Source organism: Streptomyces sp. Rer75, assembly GCF_013414305.1.
Classification (GTDB): Bacteria; Actinomycetota; Actinomycetes; order Streptomycetales; family Streptomycetaceae; genus Streptomyces; species Streptomyces himastatinicus.
The window spans coordinates 1,705,693-1,729,362 of record NZ_CP058693.1 but is presented as its reverse complement, the minus strand read 5'-3'; the positions used below and the strand labels follow the sequence as shown (position 1 = coordinate 1,729,362).

Annotated in this window: 24 protein-coding genes, 3 pseudogenes and 1 CRISPR repeat array; of the genes and pseudogenes, 14 read left to right on the top strand and 13 right to left on the bottom strand. The window is 70.1% G+C overall.

The genetic code is table 11. From position 1 onward, the window contains the following. Nucleotides 1-60: 60 nt before the first annotated feature. The 3 genes and pseudogenes from HYQ63_RS06720 to HYQ63_RS06710 all read left to right on the top strand — a co-directional run bounded on the left by HYQ63_RS06720 (nucleotide 61) and on the right by HYQ63_RS06710 (nucleotide 1,497). On the top strand, nucleotides 61-594 hold the full coding sequence (locus HYQ63_RS06720; protein WP_179933002.1) for a hypothetical protein: 534 nt from the start codon (nucleotides 61-63) through the stop codon (nucleotides 592-594). Next, nucleotides 591-797: pseudogene (locus tag HYQ63_RS06715) on the top strand (MBL fold metallo-hydrolase); the annotation flags it as partial. The gene HYQ63_RS06720 and the pseudogene HYQ63_RS06715, both read left to right, overlap by 4 nt. Nucleotides 798-1,002: 205 nt before the next feature. Next, nucleotides 1,003-1,497 carry a DUF5709 domain-containing protein gene (locus tag HYQ63_RS06710; protein ID WP_179933001.1) on the top strand — a complete coding sequence of 165 codons (495 nt, stop codon included), beginning with the start codon at nucleotides 1,003-1,005 and terminating at the stop codon, nucleotides 1,495-1,497. Nucleotides 1,498-1,868: 371 nt separating this feature from the next. After that, a CRISPR array of direct repeats spans nucleotides 1,869-2,262; the repeat unit is 28 nt; unit sequence GAGCAACCCCCGCGAACGCGGGGCCGAC. 792 nt (nucleotides 2,263-3,054) lie between these two features. Here HYQ63_RS06710 and HYQ63_RS06705 read toward each other — a convergent pair. Both HYQ63_RS06705 and HYQ63_RS06700 read right to left on the bottom strand, forming a co-directional pair. Continuing rightward, nucleotides 3,055-4,053, bottom strand: coding sequence for an NUDIX domain-containing protein (locus HYQ63_RS06705; RefSeq protein WP_179933000.1), 999 nt, complete (start codon nucleotides 4,051-4,053; stop codon nucleotides 3,055-3,057). After that, complete coding sequence (locus HYQ63_RS06700; protein WP_257231673.1) at nucleotides 4,050-6,131, bottom strand: ABC transporter ATP-binding protein; 2,082 nt, start codon at nucleotides 6,129-6,131, stop codon at nucleotides 4,050-4,052. The genes HYQ63_RS06705 and HYQ63_RS06700 overlap by 4 nt, the downstream gene beginning before the upstream one ends. Nucleotides 6,132-6,292: 161 nt before the next feature. On the opposite strand from HYQ63_RS06700, the gene HYQ63_RS06695 reads away from it, so the two are divergent. The 3 genes and pseudogenes from HYQ63_RS06695 to HYQ63_RS06685 all read left to right on the top strand — a co-directional run bounded on the left by HYQ63_RS06695 (nucleotide 6,293) and on the right by HYQ63_RS06685 (nucleotide 8,164). Continuing rightward, complete coding sequence (locus HYQ63_RS06695) at nucleotides 6,293-6,907, top strand: Tn3 family transposase (RefSeq protein WP_179932999.1); 615 nt, start codon at nucleotides 6,293-6,295, stop codon at nucleotides 6,905-6,907. Further along, a complete protein-coding gene (locus HYQ63_RS06690; protein WP_179932998.1) occupies nucleotides 6,849-7,085 on the top strand; it encodes a Tn3 family transposase in 237 nt (78 codons plus the stop codon). The genes HYQ63_RS06695 and HYQ63_RS06690 overlap by 59 nt, the downstream gene beginning before the upstream one ends. A gap of 135 nt (nucleotides 7,086-7,220) precedes the next feature. Then, nucleotides 7,221-8,164: pseudogene (locus HYQ63_RS06685) on the top strand (IS481 family transposase). Nucleotides 8,165-8,242: 78 nt separating this feature from the next. Here the strand turns inward: HYQ63_RS06685 and HYQ63_RS06680 are convergent. The 4 genes and pseudogenes from HYQ63_RS06680 to HYQ63_RS45895 form a co-directional block, all read right to left on the bottom strand. Next, complete coding sequence (locus HYQ63_RS06680; RefSeq protein ID WP_179932996.1) at nucleotides 8,243-8,536, bottom strand: DUF1330 domain-containing protein; 294 nt, start codon at nucleotides 8,534-8,536, stop codon at nucleotides 8,243-8,245. A 33-nt stretch (nucleotides 8,537-8,569) separates the two neighbouring features. Continuing rightward, nucleotides 8,570-10,003 carry an MFS transporter gene (locus HYQ63_RS06675; RefSeq protein WP_179932995.1) on the bottom strand — a complete coding sequence of 478 codons (1,434 nt, stop codon included), beginning with the start codon at nucleotides 10,001-10,003 and terminating at the stop codon, nucleotides 8,570-8,572. Beyond that, complete coding sequence (locus HYQ63_RS06670; RefSeq protein WP_179939815.1) at nucleotides 10,000-10,362, bottom strand: MarR family winged helix-turn-helix transcriptional regulator; 363 nt, start codon at nucleotides 10,360-10,362, stop codon at nucleotides 10,000-10,002. The genes HYQ63_RS06675 and HYQ63_RS06670 overlap by 4 nt, the downstream gene beginning before the upstream one ends. A gap of 160 nt (nucleotides 10,363-10,522) precedes the next feature. Beyond that, nucleotides 10,523-10,699, bottom strand: a pseudogene (locus HYQ63_RS45895) (transposase); the annotation flags it as partial. On the opposite strand from HYQ63_RS45895, the gene HYQ63_RS06660 reads away from it, so the two are divergent. Then, nucleotides 10,686-10,853, top strand: coding sequence for a hypothetical protein (locus HYQ63_RS06660; RefSeq protein WP_179932994.1), 168 nt, complete (start codon nucleotides 10,686-10,688; stop codon nucleotides 10,851-10,853). The pseudogene HYQ63_RS45895 and the gene HYQ63_RS06660 overlap by 14 nt on opposite strands. A 243-nt stretch (nucleotides 10,854-11,096) precedes the next feature. Further along, nucleotides 11,097-11,864, top strand: coding sequence for a dienelactone hydrolase family protein (locus HYQ63_RS06655; protein WP_014173938.1), 768 nt, complete (start codon nucleotides 11,097-11,099; stop codon nucleotides 11,862-11,864). A gap of 1,133 nt (nucleotides 11,865-12,997) precedes the next feature. Here HYQ63_RS06655 and HYQ63_RS06650 read toward each other — a convergent pair. The 5 genes from HYQ63_RS06650 to HYQ63_RS06630 form a co-directional block, all read right to left on the bottom strand. After that, the gene (locus tag HYQ63_RS06650) at nucleotides 12,998-13,966 is read right to left on the bottom strand and encodes a pirin family protein (RefSeq protein WP_179932993.1); all 969 of its coding nucleotides are present in this window, start codon (nucleotides 13,964-13,966) and stop codon (nucleotides 12,998-13,000) included. After that, complete coding sequence (locus HYQ63_RS06645) at nucleotides 13,963-14,646, bottom strand: phosphatase PAP2 family protein (RefSeq protein WP_179932992.1); 684 nt, start codon at nucleotides 14,644-14,646, stop codon at nucleotides 13,963-13,965. The genes HYQ63_RS06650 and HYQ63_RS06645 overlap by 4 nt, the downstream gene beginning before the upstream one ends. 97 nt (nucleotides 14,647-14,743) lie before the next feature. Continuing rightward, nucleotides 14,744-15,679 carry a M56 family metallopeptidase gene (locus HYQ63_RS06640; protein WP_179932991.1) on the bottom strand — a complete coding sequence of 312 codons (936 nt, stop codon included), beginning with the start codon at nucleotides 15,677-15,679 and terminating at the stop codon, nucleotides 14,744-14,746. Nucleotides 15,680-15,821: 142 nt separating this feature from the next. Further along, nucleotides 15,822-16,421, bottom strand: a complete 600-nt coding sequence (locus tag HYQ63_RS06635; RefSeq protein WP_179932990.1) for a DUF5134 domain-containing protein — start codon at nucleotides 16,419-16,421, stop codon at nucleotides 15,822-15,824. 144 nt (nucleotides 16,422-16,565) lie between these two features. After that, entirely contained in the window at nucleotides 16,566-17,189 is a 624-nt protein-coding gene (locus HYQ63_RS06630) for a helix-turn-helix domain-containing protein (RefSeq protein ID WP_257231670.1), read from the bottom strand. Nucleotides 17,190-17,255: 66 nt separating this feature from the next. Here HYQ63_RS06630 and HYQ63_RS06625 point away from each other — a divergent pair, with 66 nt between their 5' ends. Further along, nucleotides 17,256-17,963, top strand: a complete 708-nt coding sequence (locus HYQ63_RS06625) for an AzlC family ABC transporter permease (RefSeq protein ID WP_179932989.1) — start codon at nucleotides 17,256-17,258, stop codon at nucleotides 17,961-17,963. Further along, the gene (locus tag HYQ63_RS06620; RefSeq protein WP_179932988.1) at nucleotides 17,948-18,271 is read left to right on the top strand and encodes an AzlD domain-containing protein; all 324 of its coding nucleotides are present in this window, start codon (nucleotides 17,948-17,950) and stop codon (nucleotides 18,269-18,271) included. Before HYQ63_RS06625 ends, HYQ63_RS06620 begins: the two co-directional genes overlap by 16 nt. A gap of 31 nt (nucleotides 18,272-18,302) precedes the next feature. Here HYQ63_RS06620 and HYQ63_RS06615 read toward each other — a convergent pair whose 3' ends face one another. Beyond that, the gene (locus tag HYQ63_RS06615) at nucleotides 18,303-18,689 is read right to left on the bottom strand and encodes a VOC family protein (protein WP_179932987.1); all 387 of its coding nucleotides are present in this window, start codon (nucleotides 18,687-18,689) and stop codon (nucleotides 18,303-18,305) included. 100 nt (nucleotides 18,690-18,789) lie between these two features. Here HYQ63_RS06615 and HYQ63_RS06610 point away from each other — a divergent pair, with 100 nt between their 5' ends. Continuing rightward, nucleotides 18,790-19,338, top strand: a complete 549-nt coding sequence (locus HYQ63_RS06610) for a GNAT family N-acetyltransferase (RefSeq protein WP_179932986.1) — start codon at nucleotides 18,790-18,792, stop codon at nucleotides 19,336-19,338. 42 nt (nucleotides 19,339-19,380) lie between these two features. Here the strand turns inward: HYQ63_RS06610 and HYQ63_RS06605 are convergent, their stop codons facing one another. Then, nucleotides 19,381-20,064 carry a glycerophosphodiester phosphodiesterase family protein gene (locus HYQ63_RS06605; protein WP_179932985.1) on the bottom strand — a complete coding sequence of 228 codons (684 nt, stop codon included), beginning with the start codon at nucleotides 20,062-20,064 and terminating at the stop codon, nucleotides 19,381-19,383. A gap of 262 nt (nucleotides 20,065-20,326) precedes the next feature. Between HYQ63_RS06605 and HYQ63_RS06600 the strand changes: the two genes are divergently transcribed. The 3 genes from HYQ63_RS06600 to HYQ63_RS06590 all read left to right on the top strand — a co-directional run bounded on the left by HYQ63_RS06600 (nucleotide 20,327) and on the right by HYQ63_RS06590 (nucleotide 23,644). Then, on the top strand, nucleotides 20,327-21,727 hold the full coding sequence (locus tag HYQ63_RS06600) for a DUF6421 family protein (protein ID WP_179932984.1): 1,401 nt from the start codon (nucleotides 20,327-20,329) through the stop codon (nucleotides 21,725-21,727). A gap of 73 nt (nucleotides 21,728-21,800) precedes the next feature. Continuing rightward, nucleotides 21,801-22,586: an SDR family NAD(P)-dependent oxidoreductase gene (locus HYQ63_RS06595; RefSeq protein ID WP_179932983.1), complete on the top strand. Its 786-nt coding sequence runs from the start codon at nucleotides 21,801-21,803 to the stop codon at nucleotides 22,584-22,586. After that, complete coding sequence (locus tag HYQ63_RS06590) at nucleotides 22,583-23,644, top strand: low specificity L-threonine aldolase (RefSeq protein WP_179932982.1); 1,062 nt, start codon at nucleotides 22,583-22,585, stop codon at nucleotides 23,642-23,644. Before HYQ63_RS06595 ends, HYQ63_RS06590 begins: the two co-directional genes overlap by 4 nt. Nucleotides 23,645-23,670: the final 26 nt, after the last annotated feature.

The window sequence follows — 23,670 nt, the reverse complement described above, 5'->3', positions numbered from 1 at the left end:
CTGGGCACTCCGGAGGGGCACATTGCCTGATGCAACCTTGCCTGATCCGGGAGGGTGATCATGAACGAGCCCAGCACATCCCCCCGCATGCTCGGCATCTACCTCAACGACCATGCGGCAGGAGCGACGGGCGGAGCGGAGCTCGCTCGCCGGACGGCCCGCGAGCACCGGCAGTCGGCCTTCGGCGGCGACCTGGAGGACATCGCCGCACAGATCATGGAGGACCGGGAGGCGCTCCTGGACATCATGGCCGACCTTGAGGTGCCCGTACGCCGCTACAAGCTCTGCGCGGGCTGGCTGGGCGAGAAGGCCGGGCGACTGAAGCCCAATGGCCGTCTGCGGCATCGTTCGGGGCTCAGCACGCTCGTCGAGCTGGAGGGCCTGCGGATCGGGGTGGAGGGCAAGGCCATGCTGTGGCATTCGCTGCTGGGCGCGGCCGACCAGGACACCCGTCTGGACCCGGATCGGCTCGCCGAGCTGCTGAACCGGGCCCGGCGGCAGCGCACGGTGCTGGAGTCGCTCCACCAAGCCGCGGCCGCCGCGCTGTTCGCCCCCGGTCGGCCGGAAGCGCAGGAGACGGTGGTCGGCCCATGACGCCTCGGCCGGACGGAGCCGCCGAGTTCCTCTTCGTCGGCAACGCCACCCTCCTCATCCGCTATGGGGCGCTCACCCTGCTCACCGATCCGAACTTCCTCCACCGTGGCCAGTACGCCTATCTGGGCAAGGGGTTGATGTCCCGGCGGCTGACCGAGCCCGCCCTGGCCGTCGACGACATGCCATCTGATCTCGACGGGCTCCGCTGCGCACGCGGCGAGCGCGTCACCGTGACCGTGGGGGGAGTGGTTCCGCCCGATCATCCCGGCAAGGCGTAACTCGAGCAATAGATCCGAGTGGGCCAAGCTCCATGGCCGGACGAGCCGCGAGCTGACTCGACCGGCGAGCGGTCCGCATCCGCATCAGCGGCACTGCGGACGAAACCCTCAGATGCGAAAAGAGGCAGTGATGACGAGCGAGGACAAGGCAGACGACGTCTACCAGCCGACCGGAACCAACGAGGAACAGGCGGACGCGGCCCCTCTGGATACCCAGGACGCGCTGGACGAGCGTGATTACGACGAGATGCTCGACGAGGGCTTCTCCCCGCCGGAGAAGCCGCTTGGTGTCACCAAGCACGGCACAACGGCAGCCGAACAGCACGAGCGGGAGACGCTCGACCAGCGGCTGGCCGAAGAGGTTCCCGACGTCGAAGCCCCAGCGGGAGACGGCGTCGGAGATGTGCAAGAGGGCGAGGGAGAGCCCATCGATCCCGAGGCCGGCACGGACCGCGCAGGCCGCCTTGTTGCCCCCGACGAGGGCACCCGCCCCGACGCCACCAAGGAAGTCCTCGCCAGGGACGAGGGCATCGACGCGGGTGCCGCTGGAGCGGAGGAAGCCGCCGTGCACGTCGTCCCGGACGAACAACTCAAGGAGGCAGAAGACGGAGAACCGGACCGCTGAATCCCGCGCGCGGCGGGCCTGTCTGCGTTCACATGGCGGCCAGCGGTGGGAATTCGGCACGGGCGCGGTGGCGTACCCGTCGCCGGCGTAGTGGTCGATCAGCGCGTACGGCTCGCCGTTCGTGCAGCGCAGCGCGGCGTCGGCCAGTAACTCTGGCGGCCAGTCAGGAAAGTCAGCATTGGGTCAGCATGAGGTCTGCCAGAGCCTGTCGCAGACGGCCAAACCTGAGCCTCGTCACCAACGCCGTGGCCGGGTTGCAGGGGGCGTGCCAGGCTGGCTTCTGCTGGTAAAGAGGAGGCCCCGGTAATGAACTTCCCAGGAACCGGCGTTGTTGAAGGGCGCGTTCGATCTCGTACAGCCAAGCCATGCGCGAGCAACCCCCACGGACGCGGGGCCGACGTGTACGTCGAGGACGACGGCGGGGTCGGCGGCGAGCAACCGCCGCGGACGCGGGGCCGACCTACGAGGAGGGATGACCGTGCGCAAGAAGGACGAGCAACCCCCGCGAACGCGGGGCCGACTGGCCCTCGGCAGGGTCGCCGCACTCGCCGCCCGAGCAACCCCCGCGAACGCGGGGCCGACGCGAACCGGACTCCGAGCCAGGCCCTGTACGAGGAGCAACCCCCGCGAATGCGGGGCCGACGCCGTCCGCGCCGCGTACGCCGTCCGCCCACGCGAGCAACCCCCGCGAACGCGGGGCCGACGTAGAGCCCGACACCGACACCCCGCCCCCGGATGAGCAACCCCCGCGAACGCGGGGCCGACACTTGTTGACCTGGGGCTCTATCTGCGATCAACGCTGTTTTCATTCACTTGGGCTCCGGTGCGCACATCGAGGTGCCGGCTCCCAGCCCGGAAGAAGGCATAAGCCATCGTGATCATCCTGACGGTTCCTCTCATGGGTGAGACCCCGGGGCGCGGTGATCGTTGTAGGCACCCTGTGGCACGAGTGCTGCCTTCAAACATGCTGACCAACGAGAGGGTAGTCCGCAGCAGGTGAACGCCGCCTGCTTCCGTACGCATTCACTGCTCCTTATTGGTAGCGCACCATCGGGTGTTCGCGTGACAGAAGAGGCACAGATGCCTGGGGTTCGAGTCGTGACTCGTCGGGGAGAAGCGTGCTCTTGTGCGGTCTGCCGACGGTGATGTTGGCCTTCGGTGGTCGCGGCCGAACTCGGGCGCGCCTCCAACTGCTCGGCTTCCGGGTGGAACGCGATGATGGCGATGCCCAGGGGCGGGGTCGCCCCGCCACCCGGTCCATGATCTCGGCCCGTACCCGTACTGCTTGATCCAGGGGGACGCACGTCGGTACGCATTTGATGTCGGCAGGCGACTCGATCAGCCCAGCCCGCCTTGAAGGCGCTGATTTTGGCAAACTCATTCCGCGGCTTTTCAGTGGTCAGCGTGCTGGTGGGCACCTTTGGTGACGCCAGCAGCGACGGCACCTACGAGGAGTGAGGTGTACCGCTCCCGGCTGGGCAAGACGGGATCGGACGCTGCTGGTGCGGCATCACGATGCTTTTGGTGCCTAAGTGGAGCAGCTCGTGAGGCTATCGGTCACGACCAGCCCATCTCGGTGTAGAGGCGGCCCGCCTGGATGCCTTCGATCGCGGCGCGGGTGTAGGGCACGATCGGATCCGGGAGCGTCTCCGGCTGCCACCAGCTCCAGGCGACGCACTTGTCGGGCTCAAGGATTTCCGGCGTACCTGTCCAGTGCCGGGCGCGGAAGACCATCTGCATCCGTGGCTGCGTGCCGGGTGTGTCGACGAGATGGACGGCGTGCACGTAGGTGACGTCGGCGGGGTCGATCAGCAGGCCGGCTTCTTCACGTGCTTCTCGGACGAGACAGGCAACGGCGGACTCCTGCTCGCAGTGGCCAGCCAGGAAGTGCCACGTCGATCCCGCGTATGCGGAGTCAGGATGGCGCAGCCCGAGCAGGACCTCGCCGTCGGTGTTTTCCAGGTAGAGGTGGACGCCGATGACGTTGAGGACGGCCCTTCCGCCTGCGGTCGCTGCTGATGGGGTGTGCGGGTGCGGAGACCGGTGGGCGGTCGTGAGAGCGCTGGCGTCCGTCGCCGACGGCGCGGAGCCGTAACGGTCGGCATGGAGCAGCTCGGCGTGGCGGCGGACCAGGTCGCGGGTCGAAGGGGGCATCCTCAGGCGTGGCATGACTTCTGGCGGGAACCAGTGCAGCATGACGCCCTCGGTCAGGTCCAAGGCCGTGGGATCGCCGGACCAGTGGCCGGCGAAGATCTGGATCGGGACGGTCGTGCCGTCGCTGCCTCGGGCGTGCTCCACTGCGAAGGGGACGAGGACAGGGAGGTCGAGGCCGGCCTCTTCTCGCAGTTCCCGCCTGATCGTCTCTTCCAGAGACCGATCGTCTGGTTCACGGCCGCCGCCGAGCAGGGACCATGATCCCGGCTCCCAGATGCCGGGAATCTCGTCCCGCAGGTGAAGCAGGTACTCGCCGGACCCGTTGTAGATCAGCGCTGAGGCGTTCGCCGGTGGGAACGCGCGCGGCAGGGCTGAGCCGATGGGCGATGTCTGCTCGTTCACGGGTGCACCGTCTTTGGCTGCGAGTCGGACGCCGCGGACGCGGCCTGGTAGCCGGCTGCCTGGAGGGTGAACATCTGGGCGTAGTCGCCGCCGAGGTCCATGAGCTGCTGGTGCGAGCCGGTTTCGGTGATCCTGCCGCTGTCGAAGACGAAGATCCGGTCGCACTCGATGACGCTCGCCAGCCGGTGCGAGATCAGCACGGTGATCTGATCGGCCCTTCCCTTGTTCCGCAGAACCGCCTGATACACGGCGTGCTCGGCCTTGGGGTCCATGCTCGCGGTCGGCTCGTCGAGCAGCAGTACGGGGGCGTTCTTGTACAGTCCTCGTGCGACGGCGATCTTCGCCCACTGGCCGGCCGACAGCTCCTGACCGCCCCGGAACCGTTTGGACAGCACCGCCTGCCACGTTCCCGGCAGGTCGGCGATGACCTGGTCCGCTCCGGAAGCCACCGCGGCCTCCCAGGCCCGCTGAGGGTCGGCTCCGGTGAGCGTGCCGCGCGAGATGGTCAGGTTCGCCAAGGCGCTGAATGGGAAGTGGACCGGGTCCTGGAGCACGGTGGCGACGCGCGCCTGCAACGACTCGGCGTCCATCTCCCTCACATCCACCCCGTCCCAGCACACGGTGCCTTCGCTCGCCTCGTACAACCCGGCGAGCAGCCGTGAACAGGTGCTCTTTCCGGAGCCGTTGACGCCGACGAAGGCGACGGTCTCTCCGGCTCGCAGCGTCATCGAGATGCCGCTCAGGGCCGGTGTCTTCTTGCCGGGGTAGGTGAAGCTGACGTCTTTGAGCGTGAGGGCGGCGACGGTGGTGGGTGCGGCCAGGCCACGTCGGCGGGGCTGCAGCTCGCGGCAGCGTTCCTGGAATTTCAGCAGGTCATCGACCCACATGGCGTGCTCGTAGACCAAGTGCGCCACGTCCACGAAGCGCCGCAGCGCGGTCTGCCCGGTCTGGATCGCCAGGACCGCACCGGCCCCGGCCGCGAGGGGAAGCCATCCGGAAATCAGCATGGCTCCCAGCGCGACATAGGTGATGCCCGTTCCGATCCCTCCCACGGCCCGCCCGGCCAGCGTCAGCACGGCAGAGCTGACCCCGAGATTCGTGTCCTCCTCGGCGATCCGGGCGGCCAGTCGACGGTGCTCATCCAAGAGGGCGTTCTGCGCGGTGTCGGAGCGCAGCTCGGCGGCGGCGTCCCGCTCCAGCAACAGCCAGGAGAAGACCCGAACCCGGCGCTGCAGAGCGTTCCACCGCTTGAAACTGTGGAACCGGGCTCGCGCCGTACGTACCGCCGCCACGCCCACGGGCAGGACGGACAGCAGGAGCAGGGGGAGAAGGACGGGGTGTAAAGAGGTGAGCACGCCGGCCGTCCCGATCAGCTCGAGAAGGGCGGAAGCCAGCGAGATGACTTGGCCGACGATCTGCCGGGCGTAGAACAGCCCGCGGTCGGAAGCGCGATAGGCATCGTCATGCCAGTCGGCATCATCGACGACTTCCAGCCGCACATGCGCGGTCAACCGCAGGAAGTCGCATTCCAGGGCCGTACGGATTTTCGGGGTCACCCGCGCCTGGGCGACGGACACTCCGGCCTCAAGAAGCGCCCGTGCGGACAGGAAGCCCACTACGAGAAGGATCTGCGGCACCGCGTTGCGAACCTTGTCCGGCGTCGGCCCATGACCGAACAGTTCACGGAGCACGGAGACCGATGCCACCAGCCCGAAGGCCGACATCGCTGCCGAGGCCAACTGCAGCACCACGACCGCCAACGTGGCCGACCGGTCGGCCTGCCACGCCAGTCGGCCGACCTGCCGCACGATGCGCGGCAGCCGCACGAGAACTTCACCGACCGTCGACTTGGCAGCTGCGCCGTCATAGACCGCCCAGTAGGCCTCTTCCAGCTCATCGGCCACATCACCGTCCCTCGGCCCTGTGGGTAACGACGCCGGCGGAAGATCCAGCGGTTCACGGCGGGGACCGGGCACGCCTGCGGGTTCATCTGGTGACGAGGACGCATCCCCGTTTGCCGTAGTCATACCCACCACCAGGTATCCGTACGAAGCGAGCGGCAGGCGCTGCGTGCCCAAGCGTCAAGTACGTGCACAAGCCGCTTCGTTGGCAGGATGAGTATGGACACAGTGTTCACGGCGTCTCCAGAAGGCTGTCGCGGGTACAGGTGTGCGGGCTGTGCGCTTCAGCAGGCGGAGGTTCGCAGTGCCCGGTTCCAGGTCTTGAGAACACCAGCGAGGTGCAGCCGACCACCGTGCACGCGGATACGCAGGGCCAGAGCTTCCCTGTCTTTGCGCTCGCCCACCTGCTGGGCTTCGACTCGATGCCCAGGATCAGGAACTGGAAGGAACTGGCCTTCTACCGGCCTTCCAAGCAGAGCGAGTACGTGCACATCGACGCCCTGTTCGGCGAGCCGGGCAAGCACGTCATCGACTTCGACCTGATCGAGTCCCAGTTCCGCCACCTGATGCGCGTCGCCGTCTTCGTACGCAAGGGCACCATCTCCTCCTCCACACTGCTCAAGCGCCTGCGCTCCGGGTCGCGCAAGAACGCCACCTACGCCGCCTTCCGCGAGGTCGGCCGCGTGATCCGCAGCGTCCAGCTCCTGCGCTACCTCTCGGACGCGCCGCTTCGCCGACGGGTGACCGCGGCGACCAAGAAGGTCGAGTCGTTCAACCGGTTCTCCCAGTGGATCGGCTTCGGCAACCGCGGCGTCATCGCCGACAACGACCCCATCGAGCAGGAAAAGGCGATGAAGTTCAACGCCCTGCTCACGAACGCGGACGATCTCCGCAATGCCCTGGACATCGCGGAGATCGTCCGCCAGCTGCTGGGAAGAGGGATGGGAGATTGACCCGGAAGATCTGGCGCACATCTCGCCGTACCTGACCGAGCACATCAACCGGTTCGGCGAGTACAGCACCCACGAACTCGGCATCCAGCCCGAGGCGTACGACCCGAAACTCGACGTCGACTTCACCCCGCTGCGCGAGCAGGACCTGACCGCCGCCGGTCTCGGCCAGGCTGCCTGAGCCGTGAGGGAACTAGCTGTGCTGTCCGGGGACGTTGGTGACAGGCGACTCGCCTTCAGGGGGCCTTGCATGAGGTGAGGGCCTCTGGGTTCGGTGTGGATTGCGACATCTGCACCAACACGCAGGAGGCCCTCGTTGATCCACCGTAACGCCCCGCTGACTCCAACCGGCAGGCTGCATCTGGCCCGGTGTGTCGTCGAGGACGGCTGGCCGCTGCGACGGGCGGCCGAACGGTTCCAGGTCAGCCACACCACCGCAGCCCGCTGGGCCGGACGCTACCGCCGTCACGGGGCAGCGGGCCTGCACGACCGCTCCAGCCGCCCCCATCACTCACCACGCCGGACACCCGCCGGTGTGGAGGAGCGGGTGCTGCGGATGCGCCGTGAACACCGGATCGGCCCGCTGCGGCTGGCCGCCCGTGCTGGCGTCGTCGCCTCCACCGCTCACCGCATCCTCCAACGCCACGGCCCGCCACCGCTGACCGTCTGCGACCGGGCCACCGGCGAACCCCTCCGCCGCTATGAACGCTCCCGCCCGGGCGAACTGGTCCACATCGACGTCAAGAAGCTCGGCCGCATCCCCGACGGCGGCGGGCACAAAGTCCTGGGCCGCGCGGCCGGCCGCAAGAACAAGACCAGGGTCGGCTATGCCTTTCTGCACACCGCGCTGGATGACCACTCCCGCCTTGCCTACACCGAAGACCTGCCCGACGAGAAGGCGGCCACCTGCGCGGCCTTCCTACGACGAGCTGCCGTCTGGTTCGCCGACCACGGCGTGACCGTCGAGCGGGTGCTGACCGACAACGCCTGGGCTTACAGCAAGAACACCTGGCGCGATACGTGCCGTGACCTGGGCATCAGCCCACGCTGGACTCGCCCCTGGCGACCGCAGACAAACGGCAAGGTCGAGCGCTTCCACCGCACCCTGCTGGACGAATGGGCCTACCAACAGCCCTACACCTCAGAGCGCGAACGTCAGGCAGCGTTTCCCGACTGGCTGGACTGGTACAACTACCACCGACCCCACACGGCCACACCCCAGCCAGCCGCATCACCAACCTCTCCGGACAGCACAACTAGCTGGTGACGCCCTTCACGGGAGCGGGCCGGTATACCCCAGAATCCTGCTGCTTCAGTGAAGATCCGACTGGACCTCGGTCAGTCGATGCCTTCGACGATGCGGAAGTCGCGCTCGACGCCGTCGGAGAGGGCGACCAGCGCCTCCTGGTAGGCCGCACTCTCGTGCGCCGCGACGGCCTGCTCGAAGCTGTCGAACTCGACCAGGACGACGCGCTCGGCGATTCCGGCGTCATGCGCCACGACCCGACCGCCACGGACGAGGGTCCGACCGCCCCCGGGCTCGACGGCCAGACCAGCCAGCTTGTTGTAAGCAGCCAGCTTCTCAGGGTCTGAAATGGTGCGGTAGACGCTGACCCAGTAGCCCTTGGGCATGGAACCTCCAGTGTTGGGATGAGTGCATCTGACTTACGGGTTGGTCTCGGAGGAGCGTCGGCGGGCGAGAGCGAGGCTTGTCAGCGTCGTGATCGCCATGGCGCCGATGCCGGCCAGCGCCGCGGTGGTGTAGGCGCTGTCGTCGGGGAAGAGGTGGCCGGGGCCGGTGCCCGCGGCGAGGATCAGGCCGCCGATGGCGCTGCCCAGGGAGTACCCGACGCTGCGGACGACGTAGTTGAAGCTCATGGCGCTCGACGTCTCGCTCTTGGGGGTGACGGCCAGGATGACGCCGGGCATCGCGGCCGAGAAGCCGCCGACGCCGAAGCCGAGCACGCCCATCGCCGCGAACAGTTCGGCCAGGTCCGACCGGGCCGCCGCGAACAGGGCGAACCCGCCGCCGACCACGACGGCGCTGCCGGCCAGGAGCAGGGGGTCGGCGATCCGCGTCCGGACCCGTGGCGTGAGCTTGCCGGCGACGAACCCCAGCACCGAGAACGGGATGAGGACCAGCCCGGCGACGAAGGTCGTCAGCCCGAAGCCGTAGCCGGCGCCGTGCGGCGTCTGCGCGTACCGGGTGATGAGCGTGAGCAGCAGGTACATGCCGATCCCGCCGACGAACATGGCGAGGTTCGCCCCGGCGACCGCCGGGTGCCGCACCGCCCGCACATCGACCAGGGGCGTCGTGCTGCGCAGCTCGATGACGGCCCAGACGCAGAGCAGCGCCACCGCGACGACGGCGAGGCCCGCCGCCACGGCGAGGTGCCGGCTCCACAGATTCCGTTCGCCGGCGAGGAACAGCACCAGGAGCAGCGCAGCGGCCAGGATGACCGCGCCTGCCACGTCCACGTGGGCGGAGCGGCCTTCGGGGGCTTCGGGCATGGAGCGCCAAGCGGTCAGGAGGGCGGCGGCGGTGACGACCAGGCCGAGGCCGTAGGCGGCCCGTACCCCGCCGAGCTCGGCGAGCAGTGCGGCCAGCGGGTAGCCGACGCCGGCCCCGATGATCGAGACCACCGAGATCAGGGCGATCACGGCCGCGCTGCGCTCCTCGGGGAGGTGGTCCCGGGCCACGCCCATCATCAGCGCCGTCAGCCCGAGCCCGACGCCCTGGGCCGCCCTGCCGGCCAGCAGCCACGCGAACGGCAGCGGCAGCACGGTGAGCGCGCTGCCGACGACGACGACCGCCAGCGTGGCGAGGATCGTGGCCCGCCGGTGCGGGCCGGCTCCGAGCCGGCCCAGGACCGGCGTGGCGACGGCGCCGCTGAGCAGCGCGACGGTCAGCGTCCACTGCGCGCTGCCGAGCGAGACGTGGAACGAGGTCGCCACGCTGGTGATGAGCGGCGTCCCGAGGCTGGCGACCGCCGCCACGACCAGAGCGATGAACATCAGGGCGGGGACCAGCAGCCGCGCCTCGGAACGCGCCACCGGGAACGCCTTCACCGCGACCCCGCCGACCGGCTGCCCGGTCACTGCTTCGGCCCTTCGCGGTCCTGGCTTTCGAGCTCTTCCAGATGCTTCAGCGCCGGAAGGGCCGCCACCAGTGCCTCGACCTCGTCGCCGGTGAGCTCGCCGATCAACCGCTCGAACGCGTGGACGCCCGCCTGGCGCCGCGTCCGGACATAGGAGGCGCCGGCCTCGGTCAGGCACACCAGCGTGACCCGCTTGTCGGACGCGTCGCCCCGCCGCTCGACCAGGCCGGACTCCTCCATCACCCGGACCAGGGCGGTCATTGCGGGCTGGGTGACGCCCTCGACCGCGGCCAGATCGGTGATGCGCCGCGGGCCGGTCCGGTCCAGGGTGGCCAGGGTGGCGGCGGACGTCAGGCTCATGTCCCGGGGCAGGCGTCTCGCGGCCCTGGTGGCCAGGCCGTAGAGGGCTGCCCCGATGGCGGCGGACGCGCCAGGAGCGGTGTCTTGACGACTCATGCTCGAAGCATAGCATTTTTATATTCACAGTTTATGGAAATGGAAATGGTCGACTGGCGCGGGCGGCGCGCCCCTTGAGCAGGCCGGCCCGCCGGATCCGGGTCAGTGCCAGGCCCAGCAGCCGGTCGGCGCGGTCGCCCTCGGCGAGCCGGTCGCGGAAGTCGGACAGCACGCTGTGGTGGAAGCCGGGGTCTTCCAGCTCCAGGCCGAGGGCGTACTTGAAGTCGATGCGGCAGCGCACGCCGTACCTGACCGAGCACATCAACCGGTTCGGCGAGTACAGCACCCACGAACTCGGCATCCAGCCCGAGGCGTACGACCCAAAACTCGACGTCGACTTCACCCCGCTGCGCGAGCAGGACCTGACCGCCGCCGGTCTCGGCCAGGCTGCCTGAGCCGTGAGGGAACTAGCTGGTGACGCCCTTCACGGGAGCGGGCCGGTATACCCCAGAATCCTGCTGCGAGGGTCAGCCTCCAACACCGTGGCCCGGGCAGGTGATCCGATAGCGCTGCCGTGGGGGCGGGGTTTGTGACGGTTCTTGTGGGCCCGCGCCGTATTTCAGAGGGATACCCGCGCTGTTCTGCCAGCGGCAGAACACCGGCCGGACCGGGCTCGACGATCACTACAGTCCAGTCTCATGACGACGATTACGACGCGTACGGTCGAGTATCCGGCCGACGGTTTGACGATGATCGGGCACCTCGCGCTCCCGGCCGGTGTCGACCGCCGGCCCGCGGTGCTGCTCGGACCAGAGGGCATGGGGCTCAGCGACGTCGAGCGCCGCCGGGCCGATGCTCTCGCCGAGCTGGGATATATAGCGCTGGCCTTCGACCTTCATGGCGGGCGCTATTTGGGCGACCCCGAGGAGATGCTGGCCCGTTGCCTGCCGCTGCTCGCTGATCCCGAGCGGATGCGAGGCATCGGCCATGCGGCGCTCGATGTGTTGCGCACCGAACCGCGGACCGACCCCGACCGGATCGCCGCCGTCGGCTACGGCACCGGGGGTGCCGTCGGGCTGGAACTCGGGCGCGGCGGCGTCAGCCTGCGCGCGATCGGGACAGTCAACGCACTGACCACGGGCCGACCGGGCGAGGCGGCGCGCATTCGCTGCCCGGTGTGGGCCGGGGTCGGGTCGGAAGACCCGATCATGCCGCCCGCGCAACGGAACGCGTTCACCGCTGAGATGCAGGCCGCGGGCGTCGACTGGCGCCTCGCGGTCTACGGCGGCGCCCTGCACGCCTTCCACCACCCGCCGGTCGGCCACCCCGTGGTCCCCGGCGTCGGCTACCACCCACGGCACGCGCAGCGAGCCTGGCGCGACGTCGTCGACCTGCTCGCCGAGTGCCTGCCCGTGACGGAGGATCTGGGGCATGACCCAGGTAAGCATGCTGGCCCCGGGCACTGACAGTCCACTCCCCTCAAGTCCGCACAGCAGAAACGCATTCGGGCGGTTACTCGATCGCGGAGACGTATTCACAACTACCGCAGTAAATACCGGATTTACTGCGGCAGCACCACGGCAAGGCAGCAGAGCACGGAAGTCCGATAAGCCGACCTCGAAGCGGAATAACTGCTACCGATATCCGCTGCTCGATTGGTTCCCACCCCGAGCCGGCGGCCGACCGGCACGTTGACTACAGAGGGCTACACCACGACGCGGTGATACAGCTTTACGCTCGATCTGAGGGTCAACATCACCATCAACGACACCGAGCTGAATGGGTGACGGCCGATGATCACCGAACCCAAAGATCAACTACTGGCGGCTTCTGCGCTCACCTCGGCGATACCCCTAACTGAGGTGCGCAAACAGATGCATCCCAAGCGCACGGTCAGCAGCACCGAATCGGTTCTCGGCCGGTCCCTGCGCAGTGGGGATGCTCATGCGCTATCGCTGCCGTCTAAAGGGCGGCAATTTGCTGAGCGCCCGTGCTATCTCCGCGCATTCGCGAAGGATGGCTGGGCGTTCCTGGGGTGCCGTGCCCCGAAGGCCTGCGCAACTGACAGCGAAGATGGTGATGCAGATGAGAGCTGGGCGGAGAATGAACAGCAGCACCCACGGCGATGCGTTGACCAGGTTGGTGAGCGTGGCCCACATCGGGCAGCCTCCACGATGTGTCATGCCGTCGTGGTGAGGCTGCGTGTCTGGCTTGACCCCACAAACGACGGACAGCGTCGATCTGGCTGGCCTCCATGCGAGAAGGCGTCCGAGTGGGGTTCGCTCTCGGTAGCGGTCCGGAGCTCAGCTCCGGCCGCGAGATTAGCACCGTGTGGTGATGCACGGCGAGATGCGTTGTGGCGGTGCGACTGGATGTCGAGCCTTGCTGTTCCAAGCGCCTAGGGCTGACGAGTAGTCAGAAAAGTCAGCATTGGGTCAGCATAAGGTCTGCCAGGGGCTGTCACAGACGGCCAAACCTGGGACTCGTCACTGACCCTGTGAAGCGGCAGCAAGGGGCGTGTCCATGTCATGTTGCAGCCGGGTGTCGACTATAAATGATCAAGCGTTCGGTGGCAGCTCGCTTTCGATGAAAGTGCAGGTCAACGCATGCGTCCGCGTGGTTTCAGCGGCACTGGGGGGAGTTCGGGAGCGGGGAGTGGAGGACCGTCGTAGCCGTGGACGGCGCCGAAGCGGCGGCCTGCTGCCCAGTCCTCTCGGGCCTGGGTGATGTCGTCGTGCGAGCGGCCGATGAAGTTCCACCACATCACGATCTTCTCCTCGAACGGCTCGCCGCCCAGCAGCATGAACGCGCTGTCCACATCCGCCCGCAGGGGAAGCTCGCTGCGGCCGCAGCCCAGGTAGAGGAGGGAGCCGGGGGCCAGGCGGACGCCGTCGACCTCGGCTTCGCCGGACATGGTGAGGGCGGCGTATTCGTAGTCGGGGCGCACCGGCAGGCGGGTGTCGGTGGCTGCTGCCAGGGTGATGTCGGCGCCCATCAGGGGCGTGAAGGTGGTGCCGGGCGAGGCCGCGCCGTCGAGGTCGCCGAGGATGACGGTGGCGCGCAGGCCTCCGCCGCCGGTGATCTGCGGTAGGTCGGTGTGGTGCTCCCAGGTGGGGGCCGTGTGCCGGTCGCTGTCGGGGAGGGCCACCCATAGCTGGGCGCCGTGCAGGAGCGGGGCGTGGGTGCGGGGGGACTCCTCGGAGTGTGCTATGGCCCGGCCCGAGGTCATCAGCCCCAACTCGCCGGGGCGCAGGGTCTGTAGGCTGCCGAGGCTGTCGCGGTGCAGCACCTCGCCGTCGTGCAGCCAGCTCACCGTCTGGAGGCCCGTGTGGGGGTGCGGGGGGATCTGCATGCCCGGCTCGTCGGCGATGTCATCCGGGCCGTAGTGATCGACGAAGCACCATGCGCCGATCATGCGGCGGCCCAGGTTCGGCAGCAGACGGCGCACCACGGTGGATTCGCCCAGCGGGACCTGCTTGGAGGTCAGCAGCTCGCGCACCGGCCGCGCGGTGACGTCGGCGCGGCCGCCGCATACGGTCGCCGTGGGGCGCAGATCGAGATTGCTCATGGACGAACTCTCCCATCGGAGGAGGATTTCTGCTCGCCCCTGTGGATAACGGGGTAGGTGGCGACCGCCCAGGCGACCAGCGCGGCGCCCAGCAGCCAGCCGCCGAGGATGTCGGTGAGCCAGTGGACGCCCAGGTACAGCCGGGTGAATCCGACGCCGAGCACGGAGACGGCGGCCACGGCGGTGGCCACGCGCTGCCAGGGGGCGGGGGCGCCGTGTAGCTTCAGCATCCACAGCAGCAGCCCGAAGGTGACGGTCGCGGTGAGGGCGTGGCCGGAGGGGAAGGCCGCGTAGTGCGCCGAGTCCACCGGGTTCGCCCAGTGGGGGCGGGGGCGGTCGAGGACCGCCTTCACGCCCTGCTGGAGGGCCGTACCGGCGGCGGCCGTGACGGCGACCCACAGGGCGGGCGTCCGCTTACGGCGCAGCAGCAGCCAGAGGACGATCACGGCCGTCATGGCGCGCATCGTCCACGGGTCCCAGATCCAGTCCGTCAGCACTCTGTTGGTCTGGGTCCAGCCGGGGTGGTCGAGCGCGATGCGGTGCAGCGGGACGACGACGTCCCGGTCCGCGCCCGTCAGCGGCCCCCAGCGGGCGGCGACGAGAGCGAGCAGCACGACGAAGAGGACGCTGAGCACCGCGGCGATGCGGAAGGTGTGCGGGGGGCGGGTCTGCGGCTGCATGGGTCGATGATCGCCGACGCCGGGTGTGCGGGGCCAGCACGCAGGTGGGAGCCGTCCCGCGGGTGAGGGCAGCGACTCAGCCCGGCACCGGCGGCGCTCAGCCCAGCACCGGCAGCGCCGGGACCAGGGTCACCAGCAGCGGGACGACGGGGACCAGCGCGGCCGCGGCGGTGAGTTGCAGACGGCGTACGGGGGAGAAGCGCGCCGCGGGGGCCAGGAGCCGGTCCACCCGCTGGGGGACCTGTGCGAGTCCGCTGGGGCAGGGGCCGAACACCCCCCGGTCCTCGTTGAGTTCCACGAGTGCCAGCGCGGTCGTCGTCCGCCCGAACCGCCGTGACGCGGAGTCGTCGGCGGCCAGCTCGACCAGCCGGTGCACCTCGTCCCGGAACGCCGCGAACACCGGCACCTGCGGAAAGCCCCCGGCCAGCGCTCCGGAGCAGTGCAGCAGCCAGTGGTGGCGGGCCCGCGCGTGGCCCTGCTCATGGGCGATCACGGCGTCCAGCCGACGCCCCTTGAGGCGGCGCAGGGCCGCGGTCGTGATGACGAGCTGGGGCGTGGGGCCCGGCAGCCACCAGGCGTCGGGCTTGTCTCCCTCCAGGACCACCAGCCGCTCCCCGGCGGGCTCCTCGCCGGGCAAGACGGGGGAGCGGACGAGGAGTTCGGCGCGGTGCTGCCTGCGCCAGGCGCGGGCGCGGCCGATCTCGCGGGTGAGCATCAGAGCCGACCATGCGGCGCCGAAGGCCAGGGCGAGGGCGACGGGCGCCGCCCAGGGGCCGTAGCCGGACAGCGCGTACGCCTCCACGACGCCGTTGGGCGCGGGCGCGAAGACGTTCCCGCGGACGGCCTCCGAGGCCGCCGCGGCGGTGAGTGCCATGGTGAGTGCGCAGCACAGCAGCACTCCTACGACGACGCATTGCCATACCCACAGTGCGAGTACGGGTTCGCGGTCGACCCATGTGGAACGGGACATCAGGCGCGGCGCCATTGCCGCCACCAGTGCGCCGAGGCCCATCAGCGCGAGCGGGACCATCATGGCCGTCACCCTATGGTCGCGGCGGTCGGCCCGGGTATGTCCGCGCGGGCGAAGTGACGTACGCCACGGTTTGCCCGGCGGCGTCACCCGGCGTGCCCGACGGGCGGACGCCGTCACCCGGCGTACGCCCCGGCGGGCGCGCTCACAGCGTCAGCAGCATCGCGAACATCCCTATCGCCATCGTGAGCCTGCACGCATGCCGCAGTTCGGGCCGCCGCGACCAGCCGACGGGCGGCGCGCCCGCCACCGCGCCGTCCGTCATCGGCAGCAGCCGCAGCCCGGATCGGACCGCGTAGACCGCGAAGTAGGCGAGGAGCGCGCCGGTGAGCGCCGGTATGCCGCCCGCTGCGGCGTCCGATGCCATGTCACCGCCCGCCGTCATGTGCCCGCCCGCCGCCACGGAGACGTCATGGCCGTGGCCGCCCGGGGTGCCCGTCATCATCGCCAACGCCATGTACGCCATGGCCAACGCCCCTACGGCGTGGTGCAGATGGTGGTGCCCCACCGCCCGTACGGCCGCGACGCCGAACACCGCCGCGAAGGCGGGCGGGCCCCACGGCCGGGGGTCCAGGGTGGCGGACGGTACGGCCATCGCCGCCATCCCCCATCCCATGAGTGCCTCGGCGCGCGCGATCCGGCGGCCCGGTCCTGGCGGCTCGCCGCGCATCTGGAGCAGGCAGTACGTGCCGGTGGCGGCGCACAGTGCGACCAGCAGCCAGCCGATCAGCGGAGGCCCGTGCACGGCACACCTCCCGGTCCGGAACGCCGCGAACGTCTGCGGACGTATGTCGGGAGGTTGCCCGGGCGTGGACCGGGCTACGGGAGCGCACGGGCGCAGTGGGGGAGCGCGCGGACGCCCGGCGGGCGGTACGGGTGGGCGAGTGGGTCAGTTGTGCTCGGAGATGAGCACGGCCCGCGTCGACGGTTCGAGCGCCTCGAAGACGTGGGGCAGATCGGCCGGGTAGGAGACGTAGTCACCGGGGCGCAGCTCGACCGGGTCGTCGGCGAGGCCGACCCGGGCCCGGCCCGAGGCCAGGACGACGTGCTCCACCACGCCGGGCATATGCGGATCGGAGGCGCGCGCCGCACCGGGCTCGGCGCTGAGGCGGTAGATGTCCCGGCGTGCGCCGGGCGGGCCCGCGGAGAGCATGGCGGCCTGGTAGTCGGCCTGCGCGGAGGCGAGTGTCACCCCTTCGTCGGCCCTGATCACGTGGACGCGGGGGCGCGGCGGGTCGAGGAGCCGCGAGGGCGGCACGTCCAGGGTGACGCACAGCGCCCACAGGGTCTCCAGGCTCGGGTTCCCGCTGCCGGACTCCAGCTGGGAGAGCGTGGACTTCGCGACTCCGGCGCGCCGGGCCACCTCGGTGAGCGACAGCCCCGCCCGGCCGCGCTCGCGTCGCAGTACGGCCGCGATCGAGTCCATCGGGACCTTGCCCGAAGCGGCCGAGGTCGCCGAGGCCCCCGAGGCCGTCGAGGCTGCCGAAGCCGAAGCCGGTACTTCCTGTGCCATCCGTTCGCTCCAGACGTCATGTGTTCGGTTTGACGAACGCAGTTCCCGGTGTTCATTATATGCGTCATGCATTCGATATGGAGAACGCTCGATCGTGTGCTGCTGCGGGACATCGCGCTCGTCTGCCTCGCCGTCGGTGTCACCAGCCTGTCGTACGGGGCGATCGCCGTTGCGTCCGGTCTCCCGCTGTGGGTTCCGGCGGCGTTGAGCGTGCTGGTGCTCGCCGGTGCCTCGGAGTTCCTGTTCGTCGGGCTCATCGCCGCGGGCGGCAGCCCCATCGCGGCGGTGCTGGCCGGGCTGGTCGTCAACGCCCGCCATCTGCCGTTCGGGCTGGCGCTGCCCGATGTCCTCGGACGCGGCCGTCGGCGCTTCCTCGGCAGCCATCTGATGAACGACGAGAGCGTGGTCTTCGCGCTCGCCCAGGACGGCATCGCGCGACAGCGCGCCGCCTATTGGGCCTGTGGCCTGGGCATCCTCCTGTGCTGGCCGCTGGGCGCGGTGGCCGGGGGCCTGATCGGCACGGTCATCGACGACACCGACCTGTTCGGGCTCGACGCGATGTTCCCGGCCATCCTGCTGGCCCTGGTCCTGCCCGCGCTGCGCGACCGGGACAAGCGGCTGGCGGTCCCGGCAGGCGCCGCCATCGCCCTGGCCACCACCCCCTTCCTGCCCGCCGGGGTGCCCGTCCTGCTCGCCCTGGCGGGGGTGGCGCTCACCGCCCTACCGCACAGGACGAACGACCCCGAGAAGGAGCGCCCGTGCCCGGCTCCCTGACGCTGGCCGCCGCGATCCTCGCGCTCGCGGCCGGTACGTTCGCCCTCCGGTTCGCCGGGCCGCTGCTGCGCAGCCGGATCACGCTTCCGGCGCGGGCGGAGAAGCTGATGGAGACCTCCGCCATCGTCCTGCTGGCCGCCGTCGCGGCGACGACGGCGCTCACCGAGGGCCACGACCCCGCCGGGATCGCCCGCCCCGCCGGGGTCGTGGTCGCCGGAGTGCTGGCCTGGCGCAAGGCGCCGTTCCTGGTGGTCGTCCTGGCCGCGGCCGTCACCGCCGCCGGACTGCGCCTGCTCGGCGTGGCGTAGGGGGTGTCCCGCCCCCCTGGGCCGGGGCGCGTCAGGGGCGGTAGCGCAGGGGGTGGTCCTCGGGGACCTCCACGACCGCGATGCGGACGCCATCGGGGTCGGCGATCCACATCTCGACCAGCCCCCACGGCTCCTTCTTCGGCGGCCGCAGGATCTCCACGTCCCGGGCCGCCAGCTCCTCGTGGGCCGCCTCGGCGTCCGCGACCTGGAGCCACAGCTGGAGCCCGGGCGCGGGCGGGGTCTCGGAGCGGCCGGAGACCTCCAGGAAGCCACCGCCCAGGAAGTAGACCGTGCCGCGCTCGGGGCCGGTCCCGAACTCGCGGTAGATCGCCAGGCCCAGCGCCTCGCCGTAGAAGGCCCGCGAGCGGTCGGGGTCCGTCGGCCGCAGCAGTGTGCGGCTGCTCAGTACGTGCACCATGACCGCGACCCTACGCACCCCCTCCCGGACGGGACGGGGTTAGGGTCTTCTTCTCGTCATCCGCCGGTTCCGGCCGCGCAGGGAGAGGACTACCGCCGCCATGCACACCCCCGCCACGAACACCGCCGCGCTCACCTACCGCGGGGCCACCGAAGCCGACGTCGAGGCGCTGGTCGCGCTGATCGAGTCGGCGTACCGCGGGGATGCCAGTCGGACCGGCTGGACGACGGAGGCGGACATCCTGGGCGGGCAGCGCACCGATCCCGAGGGCGTGACGGCCGTCGTACGGGATGCGGACGGCCGGATGATGGTCGTCGAGCGGGACGGCGAGCTGATCGCCTGCTGCCAGCTGGAGCGCCGCGGCGAACACGCCTACTTCGGCATGTTCGCCGTGCGGCCGGGGCTCCAGGGCGGCGGGCTCGGGAAGGCGGTCCTCGCCGAGGCCGAGCGGTTCGCGGTGGCCGAGTGGGCGGTCCGTGAGATGCACATGACCGTGATCACCGCCCGCGAGGAGCTGATCGCCTGGTACGAGCGGCGCGGCTACGCCCGTACGGGACGGATGACCCCGTTCCCGTACGGCGACGAACGCTTCGGCGTGCCGCGCCGCACCGACCTCGAGTTCGAGCTGCTGGTCAAGCCGCTGGGCTGAACCAGGCGAGGCTGACCCCAGCCGTCTCGCTGACCGCAGCGCTCACGCCGTGTAGCGCACCGCCCGGCGGATCTCCGGGAAGTCGGTCGTGCCGCCGTCGAGGCCGAGCCCGCGGGCCAGCTTCAGATGGTCCGGGGTGTTCACCGTCCAGCCGATGACCTTGAGGTCGGCGGCGTGGGCGCGCTCCACCAGCTCCAGGGTCAGCCGGCGGATGTTGAGCACCAGCATCCCGGCGCCGACGGCGTGCGCCCGGTCGATGGCGTCGAGCCCGTAGCGGCTGGCCACCAGGGCGGTGCGGGCGCTGGGCAGCAGGGTGCGGATCTCGGCGAGGGCCTCGTCGTGGAAGGAGATCACGTCGACCCGGCCGAGGAGATCGCGGCCGGTCAGCACCTCGGCCAGGGCCCGCGCGGCGGCCACGTCCTTGATCTCGGCTTGGAGCGGCGCCTTCACCGCGTCCACGACCTCCTCGAAGACCGGGATCCGCTCGCCGTCCCCGGCGTCCAGTTCGCGCAGCTCGGCGAGGGTGAAGTCGCTGATGGGGCCCTTGCCGTCGGTCGTGCGGTCGACCTGGGCGTCGTGCATCACGACGAGTGCGCCGTCCTTGCTGAGGTGCAGGTCCAGTTCGATGACGTCCAGGCCCTCGTGCTCGGCCCGGACGAAGGAGCGCAGGGTGTTCTCCGGTTCGACGCCCATCACTCCGCGGTGTCCGATGGTGAGAAAGGTCAACGTGATCTCGCTCTTCTGTCGGGCTTTTCGTCGCTCTTCGGCTGTGTGGAGGCACGGGCTCGCCGGACCGGCGCTCAGCCTAACGGCCGACTCCGGGAGGACCGGTCAAGCGCGGCCGTGGCATGGTCCGGGGCGGATGGGGCAGGAAAAACGGCGGTGAGGCTGAGGTGACGCAGGACGATTTCCGTTGCCTGGCCTTGAGTGGCGAGGTCATCCACGGATACGGTGTCTATACGGAAGGTTCTCCGGTGAAGGAGTCGTCATGACGGAAATTCTTTCGTCCGTGATAGCGGACGGTGGCATTCTGCCTGCGGAGCGTGTGATCGAACACCCGGCCTGGCCATCCCTCAAAGGTGCTGTAGAAACGATTCGCCCCTGGCAGTCCAAGGACGGTTCCATCGACTTCGACGCCGAGGGGGCGCCACCGCGCCACCGCGCCCGCGACACGCTCGAAAGGGTGATCGCGGCCATCGAGGAGCTGGCCCCGCTGCTCCCGCACAACGCCGCGTACCACCGCGCGCTCGTCGCCGATCTGCGCCGCTGGGCCGACGACGGCTTCGGCGTCCCCGACTTCCTCGACTCGCTGCTCGCCTTCCAGCCCGCCCAGACGCGCGCCGACGGCCTCCAGCACCTCGTCGTCTTCCCCATGTACACGCAGAACGGCAACCCGAACCGCAATCTGGAGGCGGTCGTCCTGCGCATGGTCTGGCCCGACTGGCTGGCCGAGCTGGAGCGCACCCGCTACGACAACCCGCTCTACCTCGGCCTCGCCTTCGAGGACTTCACCTCCGGCTACGACACCAACTCGGCGGTGCTCTTCCCGGAGACCATCGCCGTGCGCGAGGCCCCCGAGCGCTTCTCCTGGGGCGGCATCTTCTGCGACCGCGAGGCCGCCCGCTTCCGCCGGGTCAGCGAGGCCGCCGTCCGGGCGCTGGGCATCGAACTCCCCGACGACATCCGGGACATGCTCGCCGACCAGCGGCGCTGCCAGGAGGCGTTCGCCCTGTGGGACATGGTCCACGACCGCACCCACAGCCATGGCGACCTGCCGTTCGACCCCTTCATGATCAAGCAGCGCCAGCCGTTCTGGATGTACGGCCTGGAGGAGCTGCGCTGCGACCTCACCGCCTTCAAGGAGGCCGTGAAGCTCGACGCGGAGGGGCTCGCCCAGGCCCGCGACGTCCAGTACGCCGTGATCTTCGACCGGATGTTCCGGTTCCCCGTCACCGGCGAACGGGTCCGCAACTACGACGGGCTCGGCGGCCAGTTGCTGTTCGCCTACCTCCACCAGCACGACGTCGTACGCTGGACGGACAACACCCTGCACATCGACTGGTCGCGCGCCGCGCAGGTCACCAACCAGCTGTGCGGTGAGATCGAGAAGCTGTACCGGGACGGCATCGACCGGCCCAAGCTCGTCCACTGGTTCAAGGCGTACGAGCTGGTGTCGACCTATCTCGCCCCGCACCCCGGCTCCGTCTGGGCCAAGGGCCCCGACGCGCTGGACCTGACCCAGCCGCCGCGCAAGCTCGTCGACGACGTGCTCCCCGACGAGTTTCCGCTGAGCATGTTCTACGAGGCGCTCGCCAAGAAGCTGCGGGACGTGGTCGCCTCCACCAAGGGCATCACGGCCGGCGACGACGACGTACGAGCGGCGGCGTGAGCCCCGCGGCGGACCGCACCACGGCACCGACGACCGCCGCACCACGGCACCGGACGATGAGGAGACAGCGAGCATGACCACACCGACGTCGAGCCCGACCCCCAACGAGCCGGGCGGCGGGACGCCGCTGGACGGTGCCGTGGTGGCGGTTGCCGGTGCGGCGGGCCCGGCGGGCCGCGCCACGCTGCTCCGCCTCGCCGAGGCCGGTGCCACCGTCGTCGCCTCCGACTCCGACCCCGCCCGGCTGGCCGAGGCCGTCGACGCGGCGCGCTACGCCCACGGCGGCGCCCGGGTCACCGGGGAGACGGTCGACCTGCTCGACCTGGACGCCACCCGCGCCTGGGCCGACCGGACCGAGAAGGAGTTCGGCCGCGTCGACGGCCTCGTCCACCTCGTCGGCGGCTGGCGCGGCAGCAAGACCTTCGCCGACGCCCCGCTCGCCGACTGGGAAACCCTGCACGACCTGCTGATCCGCACCGCCCAGCACACCTCGCTCGCCTTCCACGACGCCCTGCGGCGCACCGGTAACGGCCGCTACGTGCTGATCAGCGCGGCGGGCGCGTCCCAGCCCACCGCCGGCAACGCCGCGTACGCCGCCGCCAAGGCCGCCGCGGAGGCGTGGACGCTCGCCCTCGGCGACTCCTTCCGCAAGCTGGGGGGCGAGAGCGGCCCCGCGGCCGCGGCTGTCATCCTGGTGGTCAAGGCGCTGGTGCACGACGCCATGCGCGCGGAGCGCCCCAACGCGAAGTTCGCGGGCTTCACCGACGTCACGGAGCTGGCCGAGGCCATCACCGGACTCTGGGACCGGCCCGCCCGGGAAGTGAACGGAACCCGCCAGTGGCTGACCCCCAAGCCGTGAGGACCGACGCACGCCGTCATCACGACCCCGAGGTACGCGGCTTCGCCAGTGACAACTACGCGGGCGGCCACCCGGAGATCCTCGCCGCACTCGCCCTCGCCAACGGCGGTCACCAGGTCGCCTACGGCGAGGACGACTACACCGCGCATCTCCAGCACGTCATGCGCAGCCACTTCGGCCCGTACGCACAGACGTTCCCGGTCTTCAACGGCACCGGCGCCAACGTCGTCGCGCTCCAGGCGCTCACCGACCGATGGGGCGCGGTCATCTGCGCCGACACCGCGCACATCAACGTCGACGAGTGCGGTGCGCCCGAGCGGGTCGGCGGGCTGAAGCTGCTCACCGTGCCCACCGAGGACGGCAAGCTCACCCCCGACCTCATCGACCGCGAGGCCTACGGCTGGGACGATGAGCACCGGGCAATGCCGCAGGTCGTCTCGATCGCCCAGAACACCGAGCTGGGCACCGTCTACACGGTGGACGAGATCCGCGCCATCTGCGAGCACGCCCATGAGCGCGGCATGAAGGTCCACCTCGACGGGGCCCGGATAGCCAACGCGGCCGCGGCGCTGGACGTGCCGATGCGGTCGTTCACCAATGTGCCGGGCGTGGACGTGCTGTCCTTCGGCGGCACGAAGAACGGCATGCTCTTCGGCGAGGCCGTGGTCGTCCTCGACCCGGACGCGGTGCGCGCGATGAAGCACCTGCGCAAGCTGTCCATGCAGCTGGCGTCCAAGATGCGGTTCGTCTCCGTCCAGCTGGAGGCCCTGCTCGCCCGCGACCTGTGGCTGCGCAACGCGCGCCACGCCAACGCGATGGCCCAGCGGCTCGCCGAGGGGGTGCGCGGCGTCGACGGCGTCACGATCCTGCACCCCGTCCAGGCCAACGCGGTCTTCGCCCGGCTGCCGCACGATGTGAGCGAACGCCTCCAGAAGCGGTACCGCTTCTACTTCTGGGACGAGGCGGCGGGCGACGTGCGGTGGATGTGCTCGTTCGACACCAGGGAAGAGGACGTCGACGGCTTCGTGGCGGCCCTCCGGGAGGAGATGAAGCGCTAGCCCCAGCCCTCCGGCGCACGGCGCGG

Coding starts and splice junctions, on each gene's coding strand:
- HYQ63_RS06610 (WP_179932986.1), top strand. CDS start 18,790: ATGCACACCCCCGCCACGAACACCGCCGCGCTCACCTACCGCGGGGCC.
- HYQ63_RS06600 (WP_179932984.1), top strand. CDS start 20,327: ATGACGGAAATTCTTTCGTCCGTGATAGCGGACGGTGGCATTCTGCCT.
- HYQ63_RS06670 (WP_179939815.1), bottom strand. CDS start 10,362: ATGAGCCTGACGTCCGCCGCCACCCTGGCCACCCTGGACCGGACCGGC.
- HYQ63_RS06710 (WP_179933001.1), top strand. CDS start 1,003: ATGACGAGCGAGGACAAGGCAGACGACGTCTACCAGCCGACCGGAACC.
- HYQ63_RS06720 (WP_179933002.1), top strand. CDS start 61: ATGAACGAGCCCAGCACATCCCCCCGCATGCTCGGCATCTACCTCAAC.
- HYQ63_RS06680 (WP_179932996.1), bottom strand. CDS start 8,536: ATGCCCAAGGGCTACTGGGTCAGCGTCTACCGCACCATTTCAGACCCT.
- HYQ63_RS06640 (WP_179932991.1), bottom strand. CDS start 15,679: ATGATGGTCCCGCTCGCGCTGATGGGCCTCGGCGCACTGGTGGCGGCA.
- HYQ63_RS06650 (WP_179932993.1), bottom strand. CDS start 13,966: ATGAGCAATCTCGATCTGCGCCCCACGGCGACCGTATGCGGCGGCCGC.
- HYQ63_RS06690 (WP_179932998.1), top strand. CDS start 6,849: ATGCCCTGGACATCGCGGAGATCGTCCGCCAGCTGCTGGGAAGAGGGA.
- HYQ63_RS06655 (WP_014173938.1), top strand. CDS start 11,097: ATGACGACGATTACGACGCGTACGGTCGAGTATCCGGCCGACGGTTTG.
- HYQ63_RS06595 (WP_179932983.1), top strand. CDS start 21,801: ATGACCACACCGACGTCGAGCCCGACCCCCAACGAGCCGGGCGGCGGG.
- HYQ63_RS06625 (WP_179932989.1), top strand. CDS start 17,256: ATGCATTCGATATGGAGAACGCTCGATCGTGTGCTGCTGCGGGACATC.
- HYQ63_RS06615 (WP_179932987.1), bottom strand. CDS start 18,689: ATGGTGCACGTACTGAGCAGCCGCACACTGCTGCGGCCGACGGACCCC.
- HYQ63_RS06645 (WP_179932992.1), bottom strand. CDS start 14,646: ATGCAGCCGCAGACCCGCCCCCCGCACACCTTCCGCATCGCCGCGGTG.
- HYQ63_RS06630 (WP_257231670.1), bottom strand. CDS start 17,189: ATGGCACAGGAAGTACCGGCTTCGGCTTCGGCAGCCTCGACGGCCTCG.
- HYQ63_RS06660 (WP_179932994.1), top strand. CDS start 10,686: ATGCGGCAGCGCACGCCGTACCTGACCGAGCACATCAACCGGTTCGGC.